This is a genomic window from Paraburkholderia graminis C4D1M, assembly GCF_000172415.1.
Taxonomy (GTDB): domain Bacteria; phylum Pseudomonadota; class Gammaproteobacteria; order Burkholderiales; family Burkholderiaceae; genus Paraburkholderia; species Paraburkholderia graminis.
Genome location: NZ_ABLD01000005.1, coordinates 248,745 through 273,373 on the forward strand (window position 1 = coordinate 248,745; position 24,629 = coordinate 273,373).

Below are 24,629 nucleotides of genomic sequence, written 5' to 3' on the forward strand. Positions count from 1 at the left end.
GATGCAGCATCATAAGGGCACGGAAGGGCACGGAAGGGCACCGAACGTACAGCATTCGCATGAGTCCGTGCCGCGCTCAAACGCGATCGCGACTCTTACGATACGCAATCGCCGGGCACAATATCTGCTGAACGATCGGCACCCAAGAAGAAAACGCGGAGCCGTTGATGGCAGGGTCGAGCACAATCGGAAGACGGGCCGGCAAAATCGTCGCATGGATACTGGCGATCATCGTCATTCTGATAGTGGCGCTCACGGTTTTCATTCTGACCTTCGACTGGAACCGCGCGCGGCCTTATGTCAATGACAAGGTCACGCAGGCCATCGGCCGGCAGTTCACGATCAACGGCGATCTGAAGGTCGGCTTGCGGCGTCCGGTCGGCGAGACCGGCTTGAAAAGCTGGGTGCCGTGGCCGCGCTTCTCGGCGGCGAACATCACCATCGCGAATCCGGACTGGGCCAAGCGCCCGCAGTTCGCGACACTCGACGAAATCGATTTCCAGGTGAAGGTGCTGCCGCTTCTCGCGCACGACATCGTGATCCCCGCGATCAATCTGGTGAATCCTTCCGTCGATCTCGAACGCATGCTCGACGGACGTAACAACTGGACCTTCGAGCTGCCGAAGTCGAAGACGCCGTCGCAGTGGAAGCTGCAGTTGCATGACATCGTGTTCGCGAAGGGCAACATCGCGCTGTCCGATCAGCAGAAGAAGGTCGACGCGCAGATGGTCGTCGATACGCTCGGCCAGCCGATTCCGATCGGCGAGGCGATGAAGCAGCAGGAAGAGGCGTCGCGCAAGGCATCGGCGGAAGCGGTGGGCAAGGACGGCGCGAAGAAGCTGAGCGCGCAGGCCGATGCGCAGGCGGCCTCGGCGGCGTCCGCTGCTTCCGCGGCCGCGGCGCGCGGGGCTTCCGCGACGGATGTGCATGCGTCGGGGACCACGGCGGCCACGGGCGCTTCGGGTGGGCTGGTCGCGGGCGGTTCGAAGGGGGCAAGCGCGACAGCGAGTGCGCGGTCAGGCGCGAGCGGCGCGGTGGGTACATCGGCTGCGACGCCGAGCGATGCACGCGGCGCGAGCACCGCCAATGGAGCCAATGGAGCGAACCGCGCCAGCGATGCAAACGGAACGAGCGGCACGCACGAAGCCAACGGCGCCAACGAGGCCAGCAATACGAACCCCGCCAGCGCCGCCAACACCGCCCGCAACGGCAAACCCGACCTGCCGCCGTACGCGATCGGCTGGACCTTGAAAGGCACCTACCACAAGACGCCCGTGTCGGGCAGCGGCAAGGTCGGCGGCGTGCTCGCGCTGCAGGACGCGAACCGCCCGTTTCCCGTGCAAGCGGACGTGAAGGCGGGCGATCTGCACGTGGGTCTCGTCGGCACCATCACCGACCCCGCGCATCTCGCCGCCGTCGACCTGCGCCTGTGGGTGCAAGGCAGCAGCATGGCCAAGCTCTATTCGCTGACGGGCGTCACCTTGCCCGACACGCCGCCTTACGCAACCGAAGGACGTCTCGTCGGCCAGTTCAAAACGAGCGGCAACGTGTTCAAGTATGAAAACTTTACAGGCCGCGTGGGCGGCAGCGATCTGAACGGTTCGCTGACCTACACCGCGCGTCGGCCGCGCCCCTTGCTGCAGGGCGAACTCGAGTCGCGTCTGCTGCAATTCTCCGATCTCGCGCCGGTGATCGGCGCGGACTCGAACGCGAGCAAGGCCAAGCGCGGCGATGCGGCGAAGCAGCCGTCCAACAAGGCACTGCCCGTCGAAGAATTCCGCACTGACCGCTGGAAGGCGATTGACGCCGACGTGAAGTTCACCGGCCGGCGCATCGTCAAGAACGCCGATTTGCCGATCACCGACCTCTACACGCACATCGTGATGACCGACGGCGTGCTGTCGCTTCAACCATTGAAGTTCGGCGTGGCAGGCGGCACGCTCGCATCGGATATTCACCTCGACGGCAGCGGCACGCCGCTCAAGGGACGCTTCGCGACTTCGGCGCGGCATCTGAAGTTGAAGCAGCTCTTCCCGAACTTCAAGACGATGCAAAACGCACTCGGCGAAATCAACGGCGACGCCTCGCTGACCGCGACGGGCAATTCGCCGGCCGCGCTCGCCGCGACATCGAACGGCGAGGTCAAGGCGCTCGTCACCGAAGGCACGGTGAGCCGCCTGCTGATGGAGGCCGCCGGCCTGAACGTGGCGAACGTCGTGTACGAGAAGCTCTTCGGCAATCGCGACGTGAAGATCAACTGCGCGGCCGCCGACTTCGTCGCGACCAACGGCGTGCTGGATTCGCGCGTGTTCGCACTCGATACCGACGACGCGGTGATCGACATCGACGGCAACGTCAACATGCGCGACGAAACGATGGACCTCGGCGTGCATCCGCATACGAAGGGTTTTCGCGTGTTCTCGCTGCGCTCGCCGCTGTACGCGAAGGGCACGTTCAAGAACCCGCATGTCGGCGTTAATGCTGCCGCGTTGGCGTTGCGAGGCGGCGCGGCCGTCGGCCTCGGCCTCATCAATCCGTTTGCGGCGCTTTTGCCGTTGCTCGCGCCGAGCAACAACAAGCCGTTGCCGTGCGCGCAACTGCTCTCGCAAGTGCGTCAGGCGCCGACTGCACCGCCGCCGGGCAGCAAGCAGCAGCCGAAGCCCGCCATCTCGCTCGAGGGCGTGCCGGTCAACAAGCGTTCGTCGGGGGCAGGCTCGGGTTCGGGGGCATCGGCGGCTTCTGGCGCTTCGGCGGTTGCACCGGCAACGCGCAAGCCCGCGCCGATGTCGCCCGCGAGCGCCGCCGAATACAAGGGAAGCTGAGGCCAAGGGAAGCTGAGGCACTTGCCTGTTGCCGCCGACTCGTGAAACTCGCACGTTCGGCGGCGGCCTTTCTTTTGTCTTTCTATGAAAGGCCAGCGTGCCTAGCGCAGCGAACGCGGCGTCGCGTCGCCTGCCGCGTCCTGCCGGCGAACTCCGCGACGTGCGCCCACGCGGGTCGCGCCGAACTCGGTCAGGATCTTGCCGCGAGCGCGGCTTGCGAATACGAGGAAGCCGAAGCCGTCGGCTTCATACCAGTAACCGCCGTTCTCGAGACCGTCGAGCGGCTGTTCCAGCGCATTCGTAATGGATTCGATGCAGCGCCGCCGCAGTTCGGCAGCGGCCGGGTAGGGTGGATGTGCGCCGCGCACGCTGCATAGGAGTACGTCGAGTCCCGGCAGCACGTGGGCATAAAGCACCGGCTCGTCTTGCGCCCGAGCGCGTGCGATCTTGGTGTCGAGTTGGCCGAAGGGTTTGAAATGCCGCAGTACCGCGAGGAACGACTCATCGCCGTCCACCTTCGCGCGTCTACGCTTTTTCGGGAAGGACATAAAAATTCGCCTGAAAAAGAATTGCAAGAAACGCAGCGTCCTCATGCGACAACTCCCGGCTTCGCGCGCCGCACGTCGATCTTTTATAGCATACGACAAGGCCGGATTCACGATGATTCGACAATCCCGCCGCCTCACCGTCTCCCGCACGAATCATGCCGAACCGCCTCGCCGTGCGCCTTAGCATTCGAGCACATCTGACTCCATCATAGACGCACGGCGCGCCGAAAAAACATCTCGCACCAATAAAAAAGTCGTTTTTATGTGGGTCGGCGCATCTTTGGGCCACGTTGAAATATTGCCGATTCACGTCGATAATGGCCCGTCCGGCTGGCGGGTTCCCGTGACTTGCCGCGGCGTGAACGACCTTCGGGCGACCATGAAATTATTCACCAAGGGTCTGTTGCTGATCGCAGTGCCTAGCCTCGTCGAACTCGCGCTTCTCGGCGCCGTGTTCGATACGCAGGAAGAGACAGCGCAGGCCGCGCAATGGGTCACCAATAGCAAGCAGATTCTTTATCAGTCGTCCGCGCTCGTCGATCCGCTGCTGCGCCAGGCCGCACGCGTTCGAACCGGCATGGTGATCGGCGATCCGTCATTGCTCGACCGGCACACGGTGTGGATCGACATGAGCGATCGTCTGTCGAAGCTCGACGCGCTCGTGGCCGACACGCCGCAGCAAGTGCAACGCGTGCAGAACATGAGACGCGCGATCGACGCTTATCGCGCGCAGACCGCCACCGTTTCGGAGGCGTTGCATGAAGGGCGTAGCGGCAAGTCGCTGGCCGCGCTCGAAAGTGGTGCGCTGCCGCAGCCTATCGCGCTCTTTCGCGACGAACTCGCGGCATTCGGCGAAGAGGCCTCGCGTCTGGATGGCGAGCGTGCCGCGGCGCTCGCGCGGCGTCGCGAGCGTCAGCAATATGCATTGATCGCGGCAGTGATCGGCTCCATGCTGATCTGGGCCGGCACCGCAGTCGTTTTTGCGCGCAGCATCGGCCGGCGCTTCGAGGTGCTGACCGATAACGCGGAGCGCCTCGGCAACGGGCGGCCGCTTGCCGCGCGCCTGTCCGGCAACGACGAAATCGCTGCGCTCGACGCCGTGCTGCATCAGACAGGCGCGCGTCTGCGCGAGGCGGATGCCGAGCAGGCGTCGCTCAAGCGGCGCCTCGAAGCGCGTGCGCACGAACTCGCCGGCGTCAATGAGGAACTGCGCCAGGAGACGCAAGACAACGAAATGTTTATCTACAGCGTATCGCACGATTTACGCTCGCCGCTCGTCAACCTACAAGGGTTCTCGAAGGAATTGCAGGTTTCGTGCGACGAGCTGGACGGTATCGTCGGCGAGGCGCGCCTGCCGGCAGCGGAACATAAACGGATGGCGCATATTCTCGACGGCGACGTGCGCGAATCCCTGCAATACTTGCGTGGTGCGGTCACGCAGGCGGCTGCGATTATCGAGGCGCTGTTGCGCATTTCACGTGCGGGGCGGCTCGAGTATCAGTGGCAACGGGTGAGCGTCGCGCGCGCGGTGGCGCGCGTTGTCGACAATCTGCAAAGCACCATTGACGAGCGCGGCGTGGTCGTCACCGTGCGCGATTTGCCGCCGGCCTGGGGCGACCCGGCCGCAATCGAACAGGTCTTCAGCAATCTGATTGGCAATGCTTTGAATTACCTCGACCCGGCGCGCATCGGGCGCATCGAGATCGGCGCACTCGAGCCGGAGCCCGTCGAAGCGAACGGGCCGCGCGCCGTGCGCATGCGCACGTACTATGTGCGCGATAACGGCCTCGGCATTCCGGCCGCGTATATGTCGAAAGTGTTTCGTGCGTTTCAACGTCTGCATATCGACGTGGCAAAGGGCGACGGCGTCGGTCTCGCGGTGGTGCGGCGCACGGTGGAACGGCATGGCGGGCGAGTGTGGGTCGAGTCCGCGGAAGGTGCGGGATCGAGCTTTTTTGTCGTGCTGCCGGAACAACCCGCGCGCCTCTGAGTCGCGCGGGCGCAATGAAAACTCGCAGCGCATGATTCGCGCGGCCTGCGCTCCAGCGCAGCGCCGGCACTACGTGGGCTTACCTGGCGTGAACTGCCGTGAACTGGGAGAACGGAGGGCATATGAGTCACGGGGAAACGGTCAGCATCGTGTTGATCGAAGACGACGACGGCCACGCCACGCTCGTCGAACGCAATCTGCGCCGTGCCGGTATTTCGAATGGCTTCGTGCGCTTTCGCGATGGTCAGCAGGCTCTCGATTATTTCTTCGGCGCGCAGACAGATAGCGAGAGCGCGCCGGGCGCGCATCCCGATGCAGAAGATCTGAGGAATTCCGTGGTTCTACTCGATCTGAAGATGCCGCGCGTCGACGGCTTCGAAGTATTGCGGCGCCTGAAGGAGTCGCCGCAAACGGCGCCGGTGCCGGTGATCGTCCTCACCACGACCGACGATCCTCGCGAAATCGCGCGCTGCTACGAACTGGGCTGCAATGTCTACATTACGAAGCCAGTCGAGTACGATGCATTTATTGAAGCGGTGCGCCGCTTGGGGTTTTTCCTGCAAGTGGTGAAGCTGCCGTCCGGGCATCGCTTTGCGTCGCCATCATGACGTGCCTCAATTTGTTCACATACTCTATATATCTACCCGACGAAGATCGCGCATGACCGAAGAAGTGTCCACGCAGCCCGCCGCTTGTGTTCTCGTCGTCGACGACGACGAGGGCATCTTGCGTCTCGCGCGCAAGTCGCTCGAACGCGCCGGCTGCCGGGTCGCGGTATGCCCGAGCGTGGAGGCCGCGCGCGAACGGCTCGCCGCGGGCGGCCTCGACTTGCTGGTGCTCGACTATCAGTTGAGCGGACCGGAAACGGGCCTCGACTTCTTTCGCCGGCTGCGTTCGGAAGGCGTGCGGATTCCGGCCATCCTCGTGACTGGTTTTACCGACGAATCGCGTGTGATCGAAGCGCTGCGCGCGGGCGTGTCCGACGTGGTGCCGAAGTCAGGCGATTACCTCGATTACCTGCCCGAAGCGGTGGAGCGCGTGCTGTCGCAAGTGCGCCTGCAGCGCGCGTCGGACGAAGCATTGCTGCTGCGCGATCGCGAGCAGCACTACCGCGACCTGTCCGAAGCGCTGCCTCACCTCGTGTTGACCTGCAACGCCGCGGGCGACTGCGATTTTCTGTCGAAGCAATGGTACGACTACACCGGTCTCACCGAAAACAGCTCGCATGGTCTTGCGTGGCTCGATGCCGTGCATCCGGACGATCGCGAGGAAGTGCGCCGTAGCTGGCTCAAAGCGGTGGCCGGCAATGCGGGCACCTATCGGCACGAACTGCGCATTCGCCGCCATGACGGCGAATATCGCTGGTTCGACACGCGCATCGTCGCCACGCGCGACAACGAAGGCAACATCAGCAAATGGTTCGGCAGCTGCACGGACATCCATTCGGAGCGCGAAGCGATGCAGGAACGCGAACGGCTGCTCGCTTCCGAACAGGCCGCGCGCCAGATCGCCGAAGAAGCGAACCGCGCGAAAGACCGCTTCCTCGCGATGCTTTCACACGAGTTGCGTACGCCGCTCACGCCGGTGCTCGCCGGCGCGAGCGTGCTGGAGATGATTCCCGATCTGCCGGATCAGGCGCGCTCGAGCGTGCGCATGATTCGCCGCAACATCGAACTCGAAGCGCGCCTGATCGACGATCTGCTCGACCTTACGCGGGTAGCCAACGGCAAGCTGCGTCTGTCGCTGGAAACGGTCGACGTGCATGAGGTGATCGACAGCGTGCTCGAACTGTTCCGCAGCGAAATCCAGGTCAAGCAGCAGGACGTGCATGTGCACAAGGACGCGACGCATCACTACGTGCTTGCCGATCGCGCGCGCCTGCAACAGATGCTATGGAATCTGATTCGCAACGCCGCGAAGTTCACGCCCGACGGCGGCCACATCTACGTACGCACGCGCGACGAGCGCATGCATGTGCAGATTTCGGTGGAAGACACGGGCATCGGCATCGAGCCCGAACAGATCGGCAAGCTGTTCAACGCGTTCGAGCAGGGCGATCAGAAGATGACGCGGCAATTCGGCGGCTTGGGCCTCGGTCTTGCGATCACCAAGGCGCTCACGGACGTGCATGGCGGCACGGTGACCGCACAAAGCCCGGGCCCGCACTGCGGCGCCACGTTCACCATCACGCTGCCGACGGCTGCCGCCCCCGCGCGCACCTCGCAACCGGTGTTGCCCGACCCGGTGCATCCGGCCGGTGTACTTAACATTTTGCTGATCGAAGATCACGTCGATACGGCCGAAGTCATGGCGCAACTGATACGCACGCTCGGCCACGACGTGACGACGGTGGGCCGCGTGGACGACGCGCTCGCCGCCACGCAGTTGCAAACTTTCGATCTGGTGATCAGCGACGTCGGCTTGCCGGATGGCACCGGCCTCGACTTCATCAAGGCGTATCGCGAGCGTTCGAATGCGCCCGCCGTTGCGCTGACCGGTTTCGGCACCGACGAAGACGTGCGCCGTTGTCTCGCCGCTGGTTTCACATCGCATTTGACGAAGCCGGTGAACTTCGCGCAACTGGAAACGATGATCGAGAACGCGATCAATCTGAAGGCGCAGAAGGAAATGTGACGCGCGGCGCGTAGGTGTGGCACATGAGTGCGGCACATAAATGCGGCACATGAGTGCGACACATGAGTGCGCCGCACGGCAAGCATCGGTCGCCTAGCGCGGCGAGTTTTTCAGCGAGTCGCGGATTTCACGCAACAGCAGCACGTCTTCGGGCGGCGGCGGGGGTTCCGACGGCGCGGCAGCGTCCGGCTTACGCAGATTGTTGATGAACTTCACCATCAGGAAAATGATAAACGCGAGGATGATGAAGTTGATGAGCACCGTAATGAACGAGCCATAACCGAACACGGCAACGCCCGCTGTTTGCAGGTCTTTATACGATTCCGGACTGCCTTTGAAGCTCGGCGGAATGTCGCCGAGGCGAATGAACTTGTTCGAGAAGTCGAGGCCGCCCGTGGCGACGCCGACGACCGGCATGATCAGGTCTTTCACGACTGAATTGACAATGGTGGAGAATGCGCCGCCGATGATCACACCGACCGCGAGATCCATCACGTTGCCCTTAAGGGCAAATTCCTTGAATTCCTTGACCATGCTCATAGGGTTTTCCTCCCGAATATCGATGACTTAATCATACCAATCTCAGACGGATAGGCCAGCCCTTAGTTATAGCTTAGTGAGCGTAGTTCGGCTTGGTCGGCATGACTAGCCTAGTCGGGAAACTGCGACGCGCTGTGGCGCGCGCGTTCGATCTGCGCCGCGAAAGTAACCGGGTCGGTGTTGGTGCCGCACAGCAGAACGCCGACGCGCTTGCCTTGCAGCTTCTCGCGCAGCGGTCCGAGCAGCGCCGCGGTGGCAGCCGCGCAAGCCGGTTCGACGGCGAGCTTCAGTTGTCCGAACAGGGTCAGCATGGCCGCGCGCAACTGGTCGTCGGAAACCGTGACGAGTTCGTCGATATGACGGCGGCACAGTTCATAGCTGTATTCCTCGGTATGCGGAGCCATCAGCGAATCGGCGATGCTGTGCATATGACCCATCTTCACCGTGTGATTCGCGGCGAAGCTCTTGCCCATTGCATCGGCGCCTTCTGGCTCGACACCGAACACGTGGACGTCGGGATTCGCGAGCCGCATTGCCGTGGCGACGCCGGCCGCGAGACCGCCGCCGCCGATCGGCACGATCACGGCTTCGAGGTCGGGCGTTTGCGTGGTCCATTCGTAGCCGAGCGTGGCCGAGCCGAGCACCGTGCGATAACCGTTGAACGGATGCACGAAGTAGCGGCCTTCTTCCGCTTCAATGCGGCGCACCAGTTCGAACGCTTCGGCGAGATCTTCGGCGAAGACAATTTCCGCGCGATATTGCCGGCACAGCGCGACGCGCGCCGGATTCGCCGCGCGAAACAGCACCACCTTCGCGCTGATGCCAAGCCGCATCGCCGCATAGGCGACCGCTACCGCATGGTTGCCGCCCGACACGCAGGTGACGCCTGCGCTGCGCTGTGCTTCATCCAACGCGAGCAGGTTCGTGAACGCGCCGCGCGCCTTGAAGCTGCCGCCCGCCTGCAGCAACTCGAACTTGAAGTTCACCACCGTGCCTTCGAGCGACGCGAAGTCGAGCCTGTCGAACACCGGCGTTCGCGCCACCCACGGCGTCAGCGCGAAGTGCTGCGCGGCAATGTCGTCGAGAGTGGGGATCGGCTCGCCGTCGATCGTATGGTCGGTGTGCTGCGGCGTGGCGGTTGACATGGCGTGGGCGACAATGGGTTGATCGGGAAACGCGTGAGTGTGTGCTTCTTTCTCACGCGTTTTCAGAGCGCATGCGCTTCCACCGACATGCTGTGGATGAACTTGCGCAGGAAGCGTTCGCACTGCACGAGCTGATCGAGTGCGACGAACTCGTTGGCCTTGTGCGCCTGCTGAATGTCGCCGGGGCCGCACACGATGCTCGGAATGCCCGCCAGCGAAAACAGTCCGGCCTCCGTGCCGTATGCAACCTTGCGCTTGTCCTGATCCGCGGTGAGCGCGCGCACGAGCTGCGTGATGGCCGCCTGTTCGGACGAATCGAGTCCCGGCGCCGCGGCGATCTTCGTGATCTCGATGGCCGCCGATGGATGCTCGCGCAACATTTTCGGCAGCAGCGTTTCGCGTGCGTACTGGTCGATGCGCGCGAAGATCGGCTCCGGGTCGAGCGTGGGAAGGTTACGGAATTCGAACTGGAACTTGCACTCGGCCGGCACCGTATTGATCGCATTGCCGCCGACGATCGTGCTGGTCTGCGCGGTGGTGAAGGGCACGTCGTACAGTTCGTCGAACGGACCTTGCTCGCGGAACTGATCGGCCATGTCGCGGATATAGCAGATGAGGCGCGCTGCGTATTCGATCGCGTTCAAGCCCTTCGGCGTGAGCGACGAATGCGCCGCCTGGCCGCGCACGCAGCATTGATAAGCGTTGATGCCCTTATGCGCCACGATGGGCCGCATGCTGGTCGGCTCGCCGACGATGCAGCCGTCCGGCTTCACGCCGCGCTTCATCAGGTCGGCGATCAGCAGCGGTGCGCCCGCGCAACCCACTTCCTCGTCGAATGAAAGCGCGAAGTGAATCGGCTTGGCGAGCTTCGTGCGCTGCATGTCGGGCACGAGCGCAAGCGCCGCGCCGATGAAGCCTTTCATGTCGCAGGTGCCGCGGCCATACAGTTTGTCGCCGCGAATTTCCGGCTTGAACGGATCGCTGTCCCATTGCTGACCGTCGACGGGCACCACGTCCGTGTGGCCGGACAAGACCACGCCGCCATTCGTTTCGCCGTCGTGCGCGGGGATCGTCGCAAAGAGGTTGGCCCATTTGCCGCTTTGATCGTGCGTGAGCGTGGCGTCAATGCCTACGGCGCGCAACTCGTCGCGCACGGTTTCGATCAGACCGAGATTCGGATTGCGGCTCACGGTATCCATCGACACGAGCCGTGTGACCCAGGGCAGCGAGACAGGCGTATCGGAGGCGGAAGCGGATGATGCAGTGGCGGATGTTTGCGAGGACTGCGCTGAATCAGCGACGTGAGACATGACAAGACTCCGGCATTTGAGTCTTTCGATCATACCCAAAAATGCCGGGCCGTATGCGGCTTGTGTACGTTGAGTGTGCTGCTGCGCGCGGGTTGCGCAGCGCAGCATTGCGGAATAACGCTAGACGTAGGGCGGTTTTGTGCGCTGGGCCGCGCGTAACCCGTGCATCGAATGAGCGCGCCCTACGCCGTGCGGCGTTTCAACTCAACTTACTCAACTCATCGCGCGGCCGTTGCCGCGGCCGTACCGCGGCTCGGCGACCCGAGCGCGCGCAAGGTCTCCTTGACGGTCGCGACGCGCACGGCAAGGTCGGGACTGCGCGTTTCGATACGCAGCTTGTCCTGGCCCGCGAGCTTGATGTGCTTGTGCTTCTGCACCATCTCGATGATACGCATCGCGTCGATTGGCGGATTCGGAATGAACTGCAAGCCGATCACGGCTTCGCCCGCGTCGATCTTCGAAATGCCCAACGGCTTCGCCGCCAGCCTCAGCCGATGCGTCTCGACAAGCGCATGCGCCTGCGGCGGCAGCTTGCCGAAGCGGTCGATCAGCTCTTCCTGAATGCCGTCGATCGAATCGCTGTGCTCGCAGTTCGCAAGCCGCTTGTAGAGCGACAGACGTTCCTGCACGTCGCCGCAATAGTCGGCGGGCAGAATCGCGGGCGCATGCAGATTGATCTCGGTCGTCGCGGCAAGCGGCGCGGTGAGGTCGGGCTCCTTGCCGTCCTTCAGCGCCTTCACGGCGTCGTTGAGCATGTCGGTGTAAAGCTGGAAACCGATCTCGTGAATCTCACCCGACTGCTTGTCGCCGAGCACTTCGCCCGTGCCGCGAATCTCCAGATCGTGCATGGCCAGATAGAAGCCCGAACCGAGTTCCTCCATCTGCTGGATCGCCTCGAGCCGGCGCTGCGCCTGCTTCGTCAGACCTTGCGGATCGTGCACGAGCAGATACGCGTACGCCTGGTGATGCGAGCGCCCGACGCGCCCGCGCAACTGGTGCAATTGTGCAAGACCGAACTTGTCCGAGCGATGAATCAGGATCGTATTCGCGCTCGGCACGTCGATACCGGTTTCGATAATCGTCGTGCACAGCAAAACGTTCGCGCGTTGCGCGACGAAGTCGCGCATCACGCGTTCGAGTTCGCGCTCGTGCATCTGCCCATGCGCGACCGCGATGCGTGCTTCGGGCACGAGCGCTTCAAGCATCTGCCGGCGATTCTCGATGGTCTCGACTTCGTTGTGCAAGAAGTAAACCTGGCCGCCGCGCTTCAGTTCGCGCAGCATCGCTTCGCGAATCACGCTTTCTTCCTCGCGACGCACGAAGGTCTTGATCGCCAGACGCTTTTGCGGCGCGGTCGCGATCACAGAGAAATCGCGCAGCCCTTCGAGCGCCATGCCGAGCGTGCGCGGAATCGGCGTGGCGGTCAGCGTGAGCACGTCCACTTCGGCGCGCAACGCCTTGAGCGCTTCTTTCTGACGCACGCCAAAGCGGTGTTCTTCGTCGATGATCACGAGCCCGAGCCGCTTGAACTGCACATCCGACGAGAGCAGCTTGTGCGTGCCGATCACGATGTCGACACTGCCTTCGTTGATCTGCTGGATCGCGGCGTTCACTTCCTTGGTCGACTTGAAGCGCGACAGTTCGGCGATACGCACCGGCCAGTCGGAGAAGCGGTCCGTGAAGGTTTGCGTATGCTGTTCGGCGAGCAGCGTGGTGGGCGAGAGAAGCGCGACCTGCTTGCCGCCCATCACCGCGATAAACGCGGCGCGCAATGCAACCTCGGTCTTGCCGAAGCCCACGTCGCCGCATACCAGACGGTCCATCGGCTTGCCGCTCGTCATGTCGCCGATCACGGCGGCGATGGCCGCGGCCTGGTCCGGCGTTTCCTCGAAGCCGAAGCTCTCGGCGAACTTCACATAGTCTTTCGGTTCGAGCGCGAACGCGTGGCCCGAGCGCGCGGCGCGGCGCGCGTAAAGGTTCAGCAGCTCGGCGGCGGTGTCGCGAATCTGCTGCGCAGCCTTGCGCTTGGCCTTCTCCCATTGACCCGAACCGAGCGAATGCAGCGGCGCGCTTTCCGGGTCCGCGCCGCTATAGCGCGAGATCACATGCAGTTGCGCGACCGGCACGTAGAGCTTGCTGTCGCCCGCGTATTCGAGGTGCAGGAACTCCGTTTCGCCTTCGCCCAGGTCCATCGTGACGAGGCCCATATAGCGGCCAATGCCGTGCTGCGAATGCACGACCGGATCGCCGACCTTCAGCTCGGACAGATCGCGCACCATCGAATCGACGTTGCTCGCCTGTTCCTGACGACGTCGCCCGACGCGTCGCGCGAGCGGTCCGTAAAGCTCGGTCTCGGTGATGATCGCGATGCCGTCGACCGGCACCGCAAAGCCGTTCGCAAGCGGCGCGACGCCGAGTGAAAAACGCGCGTCGCCGGTGAGCCAGTCCTGGAAGCTGTCGCTCGACGCGGGCTTCAGATGATTGTCCGCGAGCAACTGCAATAGCGTTTCGCGGCGGCCCGCCGATTCCGCGGCGAACAGCACGCGGTTCGGCGTCGTGTCGAGAAACGCGCGCAAGGCCGAGACAGGATCGTCCGCGTGACGGTCGATCGCGAGGTTCCGCAGCGGCGTCGCCCAGCCGCCGCCCGCGTTGGCCGGCAGCACGAGGCGCGCGAAGGGCTTGGCGAGCGTGAAGAAATCCTCGTCCGTCAGAAAGAGACGCTGCGGCTCGAGAATGGGCCGGTCGCGGTCGTGCGACAGGAAGTTGTAGCGCTGCTTGGTGTCGTTGGTGAAGCGCCGGATCGCCGCATCCAGATCGCCGATAAACGCGAGTTGCGCGCCTTGGGGCAAATAGTGGAAGAGGGTGGCCGTCTCGTCGAAGAAAAGCGGCAAATAATATTCGATGCCCGCCGACGGCACGCCGTTGCCGATGTCCTTATAGATCGACGCGCGGCTCGGGTCGCCCTCGAACGTCTCGCGCCAGCGGCTGCGAAACGCGGTGCGCGCGGCTTCGTCGAAGGGGAATTCGCGGCCCGGCAAGAGGCGCACGTCTTTCACCGGGTAGAGGCTGCGCTGCGTGTCGGGATCGAACGCGCGGATCGAATCGACCTGGTCGTCGAACAGATCGATCCGGTAGGGCAAGGGCGAGCCCATCGGGTAAAGATCGAGCAGCGAGCCGCGCACGCAGTATTCGCCGGGGCGCACGACCTGGCTCACGTGTTCGTAGCCGGCCAGCGTGAGCTGCGCCTTGAGCTTGGCCTCGTCGAGGCGCTCGCCCTGCGAGAACGAGAACGTATAGGCGGCCAGAAACGACGCCGGCGGCATCCGGTACAGCGCCGTGGTGGCGGGCACGAGCAGGATGTCGCAGCGGCCCTCGCCGAGATCGTGCAGCGTGGCGAGGCGCTCGGAGACCAGATCCTGGTGCGGCGAAAAGGTGTCGTAAGGCAGCGTTTCCCAGTCGGGCAGCAGGCGCACGCGCGCGTCCGGCGCGAAAAAGCCGATTTCCTGCGACAGCCGCTGTGCATCGACCGCGCTTTCGCAGACGACCGCGAGCAACGGCACCTTCTCGCGATAGGCGAGATGGTAGCGGGCGATCAGCAGGGCGTCGGACGAGCCATGCGTGCCGTCGAAGGCGAAACGCTGGCCGGCCTTGACGAGCGCGACGGGCGGGGAGTACTGCGATGTTGCGGCGATATCTGGCATAGAAAGGAAAAGGCGGCCTCGGGCTCACACGAACCGGCAAGTTTACGCGTGTCGGGGCGTGGATGCGAAGGACCTATTATAAAATCCGTCCTTTACTTTGACCTCGCGGCATCCGCACTCGTGACTTCCCGTCTATTTGCCCTGATTCCGTGCGCAGGCACCGGCAGCCGTTCCGGCGCCGCGATGCCTAAACAGTATCGCACCGTCGCCGGCCGCGACCTGCTGCATTATTCGCTCGCCGCCTTCGACGCGTGCAGCGAATTCGCGCAAACGCTCGTCGTCATTGCGCCCGACGACCAGCACTTCGACGCGCGCCGCTTCGGCGGCTTGCGCTTTGCCGTGCGCCGTTGCGGCGGCGCGTCGCGCCAGGCGTCGGTGCTGAACGGCTTGCACGCGCTGACCGAGTTCAACGCGCGCGACGACGACTGGGTGCTCGTGCACGACGCCGCGCGGCCGGGCATCACGCCGGGGCTGATCCGCACGTTGACCGGCGCGCTGAAAGACGACGCGGTGGGCGGCATCATGGCCTTGCCGGTCGCGGATACGTTAAAGCGCATCGACCGCGCATCGGCGGACGGCCGCATTGCCCGCACCGAATCGCGCGACGGACTCTGGCAGGCGCAGACGCCGCAGATGTTCCGCATCGGCATGCTGCGCGAAGCGATCTTGCGCGCGCAGGCCGACGGCCACGATCTCACCGACGAAGCGAGCGCGATCGAATGGGCCGGCCATGCGCCGCGGCTCGTGCAGGGCAGCCTGCGCAATTTCAAGGTGACGTACCCGGAAGACTTCGATCTCGCCGAGGCGATTTTGCTGCGGCCTTCGGCAGCGTGACCGGCGGTTTCATTTTCAGTGAATTCAGTGAACGGACTTGAGGACTTGACGCAGATGGATTTCAGAATTGGGCAAGGCTACGACGTGCATGCGCTGGTGCCGGGGCGTCCGTTGATTATCGGCGGGGTGACGATTCCCTATGAGCGCGGCTTGCTCGGCCATTCGGATGCCGACGTGCTGCTGCACGCGATCACCGACGCGCTGTTCGGCGCGGCCGCGCTCGGCGACATCGGCCGCCATTTCTCCGATACGGATGCGAAGTTCGCCGGCGCCGACAGCCGCGTGCTGCTGCGCGAGTGCGTGGCGCGCGTGAAGGCCGCGGGCTTTTCGATCGCGAATGTGGACAGCAGCGTGGTCGCGCAGGCGCCGAAGCTGGCGCCGCATATCGAAGGCATGCGCGCGAACATTGCCGCCGACCTCGGCCTGCCGACGGAAAAGGTCAACGTAAAAGCCAAGACCAACGAGAAGCTCGGCTATCTCGGTCGCGGCGAGGGCATCGAGGCGCAGGCCGTCGTGTTGCTGGTCAAGGATTGACTGGCTTTTTATGCGGCCGCGAAGAGCGGCTTGCGCGGCGTCGACAAAGCCCGGAAGCCGCGACGAAATCAACCGCCGTTATTCAGCGGCAATACACTGCGCGGCCGCATTGATCACGGCGGCAATCCGGCCCACGTCGCGCAACTGCGTCGTGCTCATGCCTTCGGCGACCAGCGTATCGAAGTGCGACTTCACGCAGAAGTGACACTTGCCGATGATCGACGCGGCGAGCGCATACATCTCGAAGCGCCGCTTGTCCACGCCGCCATGCGACGCATAGGCGTTCATGCGTAACTGGGCCGGTTGCGATTTCAGATCGGCGTTGTCCGTCATCTCGACGTACGGATACCAGACGTTGTTCATGCCCATCAACGCGGCGGCGGTCAACGCGCCGTTCGTCTCTTCGGGCGAGAGCACGCCCGCGTTGCGAATCGCGTTGACGATCACCGTGCTCTTCGCGGCGAAGGCCGCGGCCAACGCGACGCCCACCGCATCGTTACCTTCCAGCGACGAGCGCGCGATCGTGCCGTCGAGATTCAGCCGGATGTCTTTCGCGTAGTCGGGCACGAGCGCCTTAATGGAAGACAAGAACTCCATTGCGATCTCCTATCGGGTTGTCGATAAAAAAGCCCGCGGCTTTTTCAAGCGTGGCGGGCCTGGGCAGACACGGCTTACAGCGTCGCGCCGCCGACTGCGCGGTTGCACGGACAGAGCTCGTCCGTTTGCAGACCGTCGAGAATACGCAGCACTTCCTCAGGATTGCGGCCGACGTTCAGGTTGTTCACCGAAACGTGCTGGATCGTATTGTCCGGATCGACGATGAACGTGGCGCGCAGTGCGACGCCCGCTTCCTTGTCGCGCACGCCGAGCTGGTCGATCAGCTCGCCCTTCACGTCGCCGAACGAATAGTGGTTCAGCTTGCTCAAGTCCTTGTGCTCGCGGCGCCATGCGAGCTTGACGAATTCATTGTCGACGCTGCCGCCGAGCAGCACCGCGTCGCGTTCCTCGAAGTCTTTCGCGAGCTTGCCGAACTCGACGATTTCCGTCGGGCACACGAAGGTGAAATCCTTCGGGTAGAAGTAGATGATTTTCCACTTGCCGGGGAACGACTGCTCCGTGATCTCTTCGAACGCCGAGACGCCGTTTTCCTCGTGGTTGTTAAAGCCAGGCTTGGCAGCGGTGACGGTGAACGCTTCGAGTTTGTCGCCAACGGTTTTCATGCGAGTGCTCCTTCGTGTGTTGGAAAAAACAGCATGTTGAGGCTACCAGCTCGTCATCACGAGCGCGTGTCAGACTTTTAACTATAGCTCTATGGAACTATCCGCTCAATAGTTTTTAACTAACAACCCGGATAGTTATTATTCAACGGGGCGGGCATTGGCAGTGCGCAGCCTGGTCTGATGTCGCCGGTGTCGCAAGGCGCGGGCCACAGCGGTTCACAGCGGGCTCGCAGTGGACTCAAGCGCCTTTGGCAAGCGGGAATTCGATCGTGACTTCGAGGCCGGGGCCCGGCGTGCGATTGCGCAAGCGCAGCGCGCCGCGATAACGGCCGACGAGCCGCTGCACGATCGCCATGCCGAGACCCGTGCCGTTCGCCTGCGTGCGAGCGGAGTTCACACGATAGAACGGCCGTGTGACGAGCGCGAGTTGGTCTTCCGGAATGCCCGGGCCTTCGTCGACCACCGAAAGCTCGACTCGCGAGTGCGACACGCGCGTCTCCAGAATGACGTGCGGAATGCCGTCGCCATCGCTCAAACCATATTTGCGCGCGTTTTCCAGCAGATTGCCGACGACGCGCCGCATGTCGGTCTCGTCCGCTTCGATCACCGCCGACGGCGCAAGCCGCGTGATCAGCCGCATGCTGTCCTCGCTTTGCATGCGCGCGGCGAGTTCGCTTGCGATCACCGACAGATCGACCGGCTCTGGCACGCGCTGCACCGGCCGCGCGTAATCGAGGAAGCGGCCGATGATCATATCCATCTGCTCGATGTCGTCGACCATTGCGTCTTTCGTGCTTTGATCGGACGGACTCATTTCTGTTTCGAGCCGCAGCCGCGCGAGCGGCGTGCGCAGATCGTGCGAGATGCCGGCGAGCATCAAGGCGCGGTCGGCCTCGAGCTGTTCGAGGTCCCGCACCATCTGGTTGAAACTGCGATTGGTTTCGGCGGCCACGCCCATGCCGCGCTCGGGCAGCGGTTCGGGCGACTGGCCCGAGCCGACCCGGCGCGCGGCCATCGCGAGACGTGCGAACGGCCGGTTGACGAGACTCGTGATGAAGGCCGCGCCGAATAGCGACAACGCAAGCGCGAACACGCCCCAGCCGGCCCATTGCAGGCCGGTCGCATTGTCGAGCTGATCGCGGTCGAGGGCGACCCAGTAATCGTCGTCGTCGATCTTGAAGCTGATCCACACGCCAGGGATGTCGTTGACGCTTTGCGCGATCACGGTGTCGTCGCCGAGACGGCCGCGAATGTCGTGTTCGATCAGCCGGTTCAGCGACTCGTCGGGCTGCAGCTTGAACTTGTCGGTGGTTTCGCGCGGATACACGCGCACGCCTTCATTGCTTTCCAGATCTTGCAGCAACGCGCGCCGCAGATCGGGATCGGAATAAAGGAGTGCCGTGCGTGTGAGCTTGACGATGGCGACGAGCTGCAACGCCACGCGCTGCGCGCGCGGCTCGCGTTCGATCACCCGGAAGCTCTGGAACCACGCGGCGAGACTGACTGCGATCAACAGCGCGATCAGCAGAAAGGTCCGCCAGAAAAGGCCGCCGAACGCGAGCGTCAGGAGGCGCCGGTCGATCCGCATGGGCCCTTCTTATCTGAAAACAAAAGCTTGAGGTGTGAACAAACTCAGGCTGCGCCGTCGGGAATGAACACGTAGCCAAGACCCCATACCGTCTGAATGAAGCGCGGGCTGCCTGGGTCGGGCTCGATCAGCTTGCGCAGACGGGAGATCTGCACGTCGAGGCTGCGGTCGAACACTTCGTATTCGCGGCCGCGAGCGAGTTCCATCAGCTTCTCGCGCGACAGCGGCTGGCGCGGATGACGCGCGAATACCTTGAGCACCGAAAACTCGCCGGTGGTCAGCGGAATTTCCTGGCCTGCCTTGGTAAGCGTACGGGTCGCGAGATTGAGCGCGAACTCGCCGAACTCGAAGACCTCGGTGGTTTCGGACGGCGCGCCCGGCAATTCCGACGGCGACTGACGGCGCAACACAGCATGAATTCGCGCGACGAGTTCGCGCGGATTGAACGGCTTCGGCAGATAGTCGTCAGCGCCCATTTCGAGGCCGACGATACGATCGACGTCTTCGCCCTTGGCCGTCAGCATGATGATCGGCGTGCGGTCGTTGCTGCCGCGCAGACGCCGGCAGATGGACAGGCCGTCCTCGCCTGGTAGCATGAGGTCGAGCACCAGCAGATCGAAGCGCTCGCGCACCCACAGCTTGTTCATGGACGGCGCGTTCTCCGCCACATAAACATTGAAGCCTTGTTCGCCGAGGTAGCGGCGCAGCAGGTCGCGCAGGCGCGGATCGTCGTCGACGACGAGGATTTTCGAAGGGTTTTTGGTTTCCATGGTCGGCATCTTAGCGCGATTAGAAAGTGGTGCGCGGTTGCATCATTTGTCGAGTTACAGTCAGTTACAAAATTTACCCTGCCTGTGGCACGGCGTAAAGCGACGCCAGTTAGACTCCTTTACTGAATGCGGCTGTTCGGTGGATACTTCACTCGACTAAAACCCACGCGCCCGGCTCGTAACCGGGTTTGTCACACGCATTTGAGGTCGCCGGTTGCCGCGCCACGAAGGGAACAACATGAAGGGAGGGGTTTGGCCGAATGTGCGCCTGAACGTGATTGCACTGGCGGTTGCCGGTACGCTCGCAGGCACATTGGGATCAACGCTCGCCCACGCCCAGCCTTCTGCCGACAGAGCTGCGAGCGCGCGCGCGCCCAGACTGAGCCCCTCAAAAGCAAACCGTCATGACTCGAACAGCGAGCGGCCTGCATCGGACGTGATGTTGCGCACCGCGGTTCCCCCCGACCTTGATCAACGCCGCCGCGATGGGCATATGACGCCGGACGAACGTCGTTTGCTGAGGCAGCATATCGAAGATGCTGTGCGGGAGCTTTATAAGCGGTAGGGTTTTGGTGGTGGTGGTCGTCGTGCTTGTTCTGGTTTTAGCGTTCCACGCTGTCTTTCCGTTCTTGTGCTGTCTTGTGCTTGTTCGCACTTGCATCGCTCTTCGCTGTGCTTCCCGTTCGTGATTTTGCTGGGCATGTCTTGCTCATCATGCTGACAAGGTGTGTCGAGTCTTGCATATGGCCTGTGTACTAGAAGCGGGCAGACAAGGGAGCGGCATGCCGCATGCGATGCGTCATCGTGCGTGAAGATGCGGTCTGTCATGAACGCATCGCGCGCCTTGCACATTTGCTCGCCAGTGATTCGCGCATCCTTCCGGACGCCCCATGAAACGACGCAGCTTTCTCTCGATGAGCGCCGCCGCCAGCGCGGCCCTCTGGCTGCCTCGCACATTCGGCGCTGAGCCCGCCGCGCACAGGGCACGTCACGCTCCAGTGTTCGCGCGCGATAACGGCAAGCTGCTGATCCTCATCGAATTGAAGGGCGGCAATGACGGTCTGAACACCGTCATTCCGTTCGCCGATCCGGCGTACTACCGGCTCCGTAAGCGCATCGCAATCAGACGCGAGCACGCGATTCAACTCGACGAACGCACGGCGCTGCATCCATCGCTCGAACCGTTGATGCCTTTGTGGCGAAGCGGGCAGCTTGCGATCGTTCAGGGCGTCGGTTACGCGGCGCCCAACCTCTCGCATTTTCGTTCGATGCAGATATGGGACACGGCATCGCGCTCCGATCAGTACCTGCGCGAAGGCTGGCTCAGTCGCGCGTTCGACAGCGCGTCGGCGGCGGCTGGTTTTGCCGCTGAGGGCGTCGTGATCGGCAGCGCTGAAATGGGACCGTTGGCGCTGGGCGGCGGTGACGGGGCGCGTGCCGGTCGCACTCAAGTTGTAGAGGCCGGGAAAGGCATCGCTCAACTATGTGGTCGGCCGCTGCGCGCACAAGACGCAACGCGACTGACGACCGCGTTTCCATGCAGCAGGTTCGGCGCGTCGATAGAAAGCGCGATGCAGATGCTCGCGGCCCGCGATAGGTTGCGCGTGCAAGCACAGCAAGGGCAGGCACTGCGACTACATGCTGCGCAAGCGGACACGACCGCCCCCGCAACCGCAATCCGCCTGACGCTAAACGGCTTCGATACGCATCAGAATCAGCCGGAGCGCCACCGTCTGTTGCTCACGCAATTTGCCGAAGGTTTGGCCGCGATGCGATCGGCGCTTGTCGAACTGGGCCGTTGGAACGACACACTCGTGATGACGTACAGCGAGTTCGGGCGGCATCCGCGTGAGAATGGCAGCGCCGGCACGGACCACGGCACCGTGGCGCCGCATTTCATGATGGGTGGACGAGTGCTCGGCGGCTTGCACGGCGTGCCGCCGCAGTTGGCGCGGCTCGACGGCAATGGGGAGCTGCCGGTCGGCGTCGATTTTCGACAGCTTTACGCGACGGTGCTCGCGCGCTGGTGGCGTGTCGACGCACAGGCGATCTTGCGGCAGCAGTTCGAGCCACTCCCTTTGCTGCACATCTGACGACGGCGCGCGCCGCCCGTTACGCTTACTTTGCGCGCCACGCGATCCACAGCTTGCGGACCGGCGTCAACGCGATACGTTGATGCAGCACGTGATAACCGTCGCGCTCTATTTCATCGAGCAACGCGCCAGCAAGCGCGCCCTGCGCAAGCAGCGTGCGCTGCGAACGGCGCTCGCTGCGCGGCACCGCGGCGAGCGCGCTATGCAAGGCATCGCGGGCACGCTTCGTCTGAAAGCGCATGAGTTCCGTGAACGCATCCGAATATTTTCGATTGATCAGGTCCGCGGCTGTCACACTGAAGCGCTGCATTTCGTCAATAGGAATGTAGATGCGGCCGTGGCGCGCATCGTTGCCCGTTTCCGCCACGAGTTGTGCGAGCAGCAGCGCTTCGCCTAACGGCGTGGACCAGCCAGGAGCCTGCGCGCCGTCGGTGGGTGCGCTGGTGTGTGCGCTCGTGGATCCATTCGTGCTCGCCGCGCGCGCCACAAGCGCGGCAAAAGTGCCGCCGACCGCCTGCACGTAGCGGCGCAAATTCGGATAGTCCAGGTAACGCGCTTGGTCGAGATCCATCTCGAAGCCGCCAAGCAGCGTCTGCAACGCGGGGTATTCCGCTTTGACGTCGGGCAGCGAAGCCGCGAGCGCCTTTGCAACCGGGTGCGTGGGCGACCCCGCAGCCAACGCGCCGAGTTCGTTTTGCCACCACGCGAGCTTGGTGCGGCCAATCGCGGGGTCGCTCACTTCCTTGACCGTTTCCTCGAACTCGCGGCGCAGTGCGAAGAGCGCGGTCAAGCGCGGCTGACTGGCGGCCGGCGCTTGCCGCAGCGCGTAGTAGGCGCTCGATCCAGGGGGCGCCGCTTTTTGCTGGCAATATTCGTCGAAATTCACGGCGTGGAATGTGGGGAAGGGCAGGCGAAGTGAGCACGGCATGCGTGCGCGAAGCCGAAAATTGTAGCATCGGCGGGGCAACGGCAGAGGCGCGAGCCGGATGCCCGGCAGTTGCAGACAAGCGCGAATCAATGCGTTAGAATCTCGCGCTTACGCTTTTGGGCGCGTACATTTGAACGCGCCGGAAAGCATGCAGGACATCGGGCGAGACGTACAACGTTGGCCCGGCTGCGAGGGTGGCGAAATTGGTAGACGCACCAGTTTAGGTCCTGACGCCCGCAAGGGTGTAGGGGTTCGAGTCCCCTCCCTCGCACCATTAACTTCTCGATATAGAGCGGTCTGCGGATTTCCTTGGCGTGGTTGACCGGCGGCCTTGAAGCGAATCCGGGATTGTCGGCAGGAACATAACATCATCGAATTTCTTGACGTTGATGTGCTGCCCGCGCCGCGTATAGACATCTTCTGTCTTTCCAATGTATTGGATATTCCGCTGCCTCAAGAAGAAATAGAGTCCGCGGCGCTAGGCCGGAATCGGAACCTGTTGAAGGCCTGCGCGCTCAAGAAGCTTTCCGTGCATCGCTGCATTCTTTTCGCCGTTTTCTTTTCCAAACTTATCCACGGTCTTTGCGCCTGAAGAATCGTCGCCGGCGCGCTTGCGCGCCGTTTGCCAGACGCGGTAAATCTGGTGCGGGCCGGCGTACCGTTCGCGCGTCGTTGGGTCGATGAACAGCGGGCCGTTCGCTATGGCCCACCTGTACAACTGAGACCGTCGGTCCGGTTCCGCAGGTTATCAATCACTCGATATTCGGGAGTGCCGGCCATGCGTCGGGATCTCCACCCATCGCCACACACATGTCCCGCATGAGGTCCGTGCTGACCTCGATCCACTCGGGCGTACCGAACGGAACGTCCTCGGGATTCTTTTTGCCCTGCGCTGAGCGAGTGCGGCGCACGGTCGCGCTGACTTCCTTCATTTCATCGAACAGAAGGTAGTCCGGCTTGGTCGGTTCGTTATCTGCCATCTCTTGGTCTTTGGTATTTTTTTTGATTGATCGGAAAGATACTCCGATTTTCTGATGTCGTAACTTCCAATTTCGGAAACTTGTGCCGTCCTGTCATGCGGGACGAATCAAAAGCGCGCCCGACAATCTGCTGGCGAGGCTGCAATCAGGAATTGACGGCGGCCTGAAGCGGTACGACGCCGAGTGTTCGCGATCGTCGCGATGTGTAGTGAGAACCCCCGTCAGGTCATTGCACTCGCCGGGGCTCTTTCTTGGATGGCTCCTGGGTGACTCTTTTTTGGTGACCCGGATAGGTGGTGCGCGCGATGCAGGCCCGTAGAGGCCTGCATGGCGAGGTCAGGCCGCTCAGGCTTCCGGTGTGGCGGGCGGCGCCTGCGTGCCCGGCAGATCGGCTTGCGCGGCGCCCTCGAGAAAGCGCCGCGTCGATTCGAAAGCCTGCAACATCGGCTCGGGCCACGGCGTTTGCAGCATGACCGCCTGATGGTTTTCGAATGCCGACGACAACAGCTTCACCAGTTCCGGCGAACGCAGATGGCGCAACAGCACGCTTACCGCGATCGCCGTCGCCTGGCTCGCACCGGCCGTCTGGAGTTCCGACGCCGTGAGCGCCGCGACCTGTTTGTTGATGTCCACTGAAACTTCCCTGAATAGAGTTGGATGACTGGCTCGCGCGCCGCGCGGTTCATCGACTTGAATGGAAGCGATAACCCGGCGCACGCGGCGGACCCGGGATTTTGACACGGTTGGCGTTTTGCCGCGAAGACAGCGTCGCGATCAGTGAGAATGCGGCGCGCGGATAATCGCGTGCCGTTGTTCGGGTAATTGACTCGGCAAAGGCGCTGACAATAACGGTTCGATTCGGTAAGCGATTCGCTTTAATTAATCGACGCACATCAGCCGCATAATGAGCGATGAAATTTCGGCAAGTGTTGTCGGAGACGTGGCGACATCCGCGTTCAATTGGCTTGCCTGCCGCTCGTCATCATCTATCG

Annotated in this window: 21 protein-coding genes and 1 tRNA gene; 10 read left to right on the plus strand and 12 right to left on the minus strand. The window is 63.0% G+C overall.

The features are described 5' to 3' along the window. The first annotated feature begins 167 nt into the window (after positions 1 to 167). On the plus strand, positions 168 to 2,822 hold the full coding sequence (locus BGRAMDRAFT_RS11470; RefSeq protein ID WP_006048903.1) for an AsmA family protein: 2,655 nt from the start codon (positions 168 to 170) through the stop codon (positions 2,820 to 2,822). Positions 2,823 to 2,923: 101 nt separating this feature from the next. Here BGRAMDRAFT_RS11470 and BGRAMDRAFT_RS11475 read toward each other — a convergent pair whose 3' ends face one another. Beyond that, entirely contained in the window at positions 2,924 to 3,415 is a 492-nt protein-coding gene (locus BGRAMDRAFT_RS11475) for a hypothetical protein (protein ID WP_006048904.1), read from the minus strand. 334 nt (positions 3,416 to 3,749) lie between these two features. On the opposite strand from BGRAMDRAFT_RS11475, the gene BGRAMDRAFT_RS11480 reads away from it, so the two are divergent. From BGRAMDRAFT_RS11480 to BGRAMDRAFT_RS11490, 3 genes are all read left to right on the plus strand, one after another. Beyond that, complete coding sequence (locus BGRAMDRAFT_RS11480; protein ID WP_044020853.1) at positions 3,750 to 5,360, plus strand: sensor histidine kinase; 1,611 nt, start codon at positions 3,750 to 3,752, stop codon at positions 5,358 to 5,360. Between the two features lie 122 nt (positions 5,361 to 5,482). Continuing rightward, a complete protein-coding gene (locus tag BGRAMDRAFT_RS11485; RefSeq protein WP_006048906.1) occupies positions 5,483 to 5,968 on the plus strand; it encodes a response regulator in 486 nt (161 codons plus the stop codon). A 52-nt stretch (positions 5,969 to 6,020) separates the two neighbouring features. Beyond that, positions 6,021 to 7,994, plus strand: coding sequence for a hybrid sensor histidine kinase/response regulator (locus BGRAMDRAFT_RS11490; RefSeq protein WP_006048907.1), 1,974 nt, complete (start codon positions 6,021 to 6,023; stop codon positions 7,992 to 7,994). 93 nt (positions 7,995 to 8,087) lie between these two features. Here BGRAMDRAFT_RS11490 and mscL read toward each other — a convergent pair whose 3' ends face one another. The 4 genes from mscL to mfd form a co-directional block, all read right to left on the minus strand. Then, entirely contained in the window at positions 8,088 to 8,534 is a 447-nt protein-coding gene (gene mscL, locus BGRAMDRAFT_RS11495) for a large conductance mechanosensitive channel protein MscL (RefSeq protein WP_006048908.1), read from the minus strand. A gap of 110 nt (positions 8,535 to 8,644) precedes the next feature. Further along, positions 8,645 to 9,679, minus strand: a complete 1,035-nt coding sequence (locus tag BGRAMDRAFT_RS11500; RefSeq protein ID WP_006048909.1) for a threonine/serine dehydratase — start codon at positions 9,677 to 9,679, stop codon at positions 8,645 to 8,647. A gap of 62 nt (positions 9,680 to 9,741) precedes the next feature. Further along, positions 9,742 to 10,989: an acetylornithine deacetylase gene (gene argE, locus BGRAMDRAFT_RS11505; RefSeq protein ID WP_006048910.1), complete on the minus strand. Its 1,248-nt coding sequence runs from the start codon at positions 10,987 to 10,989 to the stop codon at positions 9,742 to 9,744. Between the two features lie 218 nt (positions 10,990 to 11,207). After that, positions 11,208 to 14,690 (minus strand): transcription-repair coupling factor, encoded by a 3,483-nt coding sequence (mfd, locus tag BGRAMDRAFT_RS11510; protein ID WP_006048911.1) that lies wholly within the window; start codon positions 14,688 to 14,690, stop codon positions 11,208 to 11,210. 120 nt (positions 14,691 to 14,810) lie between these two features. Here mfd and ispD point away from each other — a divergent pair, with 120 nt between their 5' ends. Both ispD and ispF read left to right on the plus strand, forming a co-directional pair. Beyond that, positions 14,811 to 15,524: a 2-C-methyl-D-erythritol 4-phosphate cytidylyltransferase gene (gene ispD, locus BGRAMDRAFT_RS11515; RefSeq protein WP_029968333.1), complete on the plus strand. Its 714-nt coding sequence runs from the start codon at positions 14,811 to 14,813 to the stop codon at positions 15,522 to 15,524. 54 nt (positions 15,525 to 15,578) lie between these two features. After that, complete coding sequence (gene ispF / locus BGRAMDRAFT_RS11520) at positions 15,579 to 16,058, plus strand: 2-C-methyl-D-erythritol 2,4-cyclodiphosphate synthase (RefSeq protein WP_006048913.1); 480 nt, start codon at positions 15,579 to 15,581, stop codon at positions 16,056 to 16,058. 78 nt (positions 16,059 to 16,136) lie between these two features. On the opposite strand, the gene BGRAMDRAFT_RS11525 is transcribed toward ispF, so the two are convergent. The 4 genes from BGRAMDRAFT_RS11525 to ompR form a co-directional block, all read right to left on the minus strand. Then, positions 16,137 to 16,655 carry a carboxymuconolactone decarboxylase family protein gene (locus BGRAMDRAFT_RS11525; RefSeq protein WP_006048914.1) on the minus strand — a complete coding sequence of 173 codons (519 nt, stop codon included), beginning with the start codon at positions 16,653 to 16,655 and terminating at the stop codon, positions 16,137 to 16,139. Between the two features lie 74 nt (positions 16,656 to 16,729). Beyond that, positions 16,730 to 17,278: a peroxiredoxin gene (locus tag BGRAMDRAFT_RS11530; RefSeq protein WP_006048915.1), complete on the minus strand. Its 549-nt coding sequence runs from the start codon at positions 17,276 to 17,278 to the stop codon at positions 16,730 to 16,732. A 238-nt stretch (positions 17,279 to 17,516) separates the two neighbouring features. Further along, the gene (locus BGRAMDRAFT_RS11535; RefSeq protein WP_006048916.1) at positions 17,517 to 18,866 is read right to left on the minus strand and encodes an ATP-binding protein; all 1,350 of its coding nucleotides are present in this window, start codon (positions 18,864 to 18,866) and stop codon (positions 17,517 to 17,519) included. 44 nt (positions 18,867 to 18,910) lie between these two features. Beyond that, positions 18,911 to 19,645 (minus strand): osmolarity response regulator transcription factor OmpR, encoded by a 735-nt coding sequence (ompR, locus tag BGRAMDRAFT_RS11540; protein WP_006048917.1) that lies wholly within the window; start codon positions 19,643 to 19,645, stop codon positions 18,911 to 18,913. A 229-nt stretch (positions 19,646 to 19,874) separates the two neighbouring features. Between ompR and BGRAMDRAFT_RS33650 the strand changes: the two genes are divergently transcribed. Further along, on the plus strand, positions 19,875 to 20,201 hold the full coding sequence (locus BGRAMDRAFT_RS33650) for a hypothetical protein (protein ID WP_082366974.1): 327 nt from the start codon (positions 19,875 to 19,877) through the stop codon (positions 20,199 to 20,201). A 325-nt stretch (positions 20,202 to 20,526) separates the two neighbouring features. Beyond that, on the plus strand, positions 20,527 to 21,729 hold the full coding sequence (locus BGRAMDRAFT_RS11545; protein WP_006048918.1) for a DUF1501 domain-containing protein: 1,203 nt from the start codon (positions 20,527 to 20,529) through the stop codon (positions 21,727 to 21,729). A 25-nt stretch (positions 21,730 to 21,754) separates the two neighbouring features. Here BGRAMDRAFT_RS11545 and BGRAMDRAFT_RS11550 read toward each other — a convergent pair whose 3' ends face one another. Continuing rightward, complete coding sequence (locus tag BGRAMDRAFT_RS11550) at positions 21,755 to 22,615, minus strand: squalene/phytoene synthase family protein (RefSeq protein WP_029968337.1); 861 nt, start codon at positions 22,613 to 22,615, stop codon at positions 21,755 to 21,757. Between the two features lie 230 nt (positions 22,616 to 22,845). Here BGRAMDRAFT_RS11550 and BGRAMDRAFT_RS11555 point away from each other — a divergent pair. Both BGRAMDRAFT_RS11555 and BGRAMDRAFT_RS35340 read left to right on the plus strand, forming a co-directional pair. Beyond that, a tRNA-OTHER gene (locus BGRAMDRAFT_RS11555) sits at positions 22,846 to 22,931 on the plus strand. 57 nt (positions 22,932 to 22,988) lie between these two features. Beyond that, positions 22,989 to 23,249, plus strand: a complete 261-nt coding sequence (locus tag BGRAMDRAFT_RS35340; RefSeq protein WP_232292256.1) for a hypothetical protein — start codon at positions 22,989 to 22,991, stop codon at positions 23,247 to 23,249. 160 nt (positions 23,250 to 23,409) lie between these two features. Here the strand turns inward: BGRAMDRAFT_RS35340 and BGRAMDRAFT_RS11565 are convergent, their stop codons facing one another. Next, entirely contained in the window at positions 23,410 to 23,637 is a 228-nt protein-coding gene (locus tag BGRAMDRAFT_RS11565; RefSeq protein ID WP_006048920.1) for a hypothetical protein, read from the minus strand. 345 nt (positions 23,638 to 23,982) lie between these two features. Then, entirely contained in the window at positions 23,983 to 24,270 is a 288-nt protein-coding gene (locus tag BGRAMDRAFT_RS11570) for a hypothetical protein (RefSeq protein ID WP_006048921.1), read from the minus strand. Positions 24,271 to 24,629: the final 359 nt, after the last annotated feature.

Bases quoted from the DNA above. Each gene is read 5' to 3' on its own strand.
- BGRAMDRAFT_RS11470 (WP_006048903.1), top strand. From the start codon at position 168: ATGGCAGGGTCGAGCACAATCGGAAGACGGGCCGGCAAAATCGTCGCA.
- BGRAMDRAFT_RS11475 (WP_006048904.1), bottom strand. From the start codon at position 3,415: ATGAGGACGCTGCGTTTCTTGCAATTCTTTTTCAGGCGAATTTTTATG.
- BGRAMDRAFT_RS11480 (WP_044020853.1), top strand. From the start codon at position 3,750: ATGAAATTATTCACCAAGGGTCTGTTGCTGATCGCAGTGCCTAGCCTC.
- BGRAMDRAFT_RS11485 (WP_006048906.1), top strand. From the start codon at position 5,483: ATGAGTCACGGGGAAACGGTCAGCATCGTGTTGATCGAAGACGACGAC.
- BGRAMDRAFT_RS11490 (WP_006048907.1), top strand. From the start codon at position 6,021: ATGACCGAAGAAGTGTCCACGCAGCCCGCCGCTTGTGTTCTCGTCGTC.
- mscL (WP_006048908.1), bottom strand. From the start codon at position 8,534: ATGAGCATGGTCAAGGAATTCAAGGAATTTGCCCTTAAGGGCAACGTG.
- BGRAMDRAFT_RS11500 (WP_006048909.1), bottom strand. From the start codon at position 9,679: ATGTCAACCGCCACGCCGCAGCACACCGACCATACGATCGACGGCGAG.
- argE (WP_006048910.1), bottom strand. From the start codon at position 10,989: ATGTCTCACGTCGCTGATTCAGCGCAGTCCTCGCAAACATCCGCCACT.
- mfd (WP_006048911.1), bottom strand. From the start codon at position 14,690: ATGCCAGATATCGCCGCAACATCGCAGTACTCCCCGCCCGTCGCGCTC.
- ispF (WP_006048913.1), top strand. From the start codon at position 15,579: ATGGATTTCAGAATTGGGCAAGGCTACGACGTGCATGCGCTGGTGCCG.
- BGRAMDRAFT_RS11525 (WP_006048914.1), bottom strand. From the start codon at position 16,655: ATGGAGTTCTTGTCTTCCATTAAGGCGCTCGTGCCCGACTACGCGAAA.
- BGRAMDRAFT_RS11530 (WP_006048915.1), bottom strand. From the start codon at position 17,278: ATGAAAACCGTTGGCGACAAACTCGAAGCGTTCACCGTCACCGCTGCC.
- BGRAMDRAFT_RS11535 (WP_006048916.1), bottom strand. From the start codon at position 18,866: ATGCGGATCGACCGGCGCCTCCTGACGCTCGCGTTCGGCGGCCTTTTC.
- ompR (WP_006048917.1), bottom strand. From the start codon at position 19,645: ATGCCGACCATGGAAACCAAAAACCCTTCGAAAATCCTCGTCGTCGAC.
- BGRAMDRAFT_RS33650 (WP_082366974.1), top strand. From the start codon at position 19,875: ATGAAGGGAGGGGTTTGGCCGAATGTGCGCCTGAACGTGATTGCACTG.
- BGRAMDRAFT_RS11545 (WP_006048918.1), top strand. From the start codon at position 20,527: ATGAAACGACGCAGCTTTCTCTCGATGAGCGCCGCCGCCAGCGCGGCC.
- BGRAMDRAFT_RS11565 (WP_006048920.1), bottom strand. From the start codon at position 23,637: ATGGCAGATAACGAACCGACCAAGCCGGACTACCTTCTGTTCGATGAA.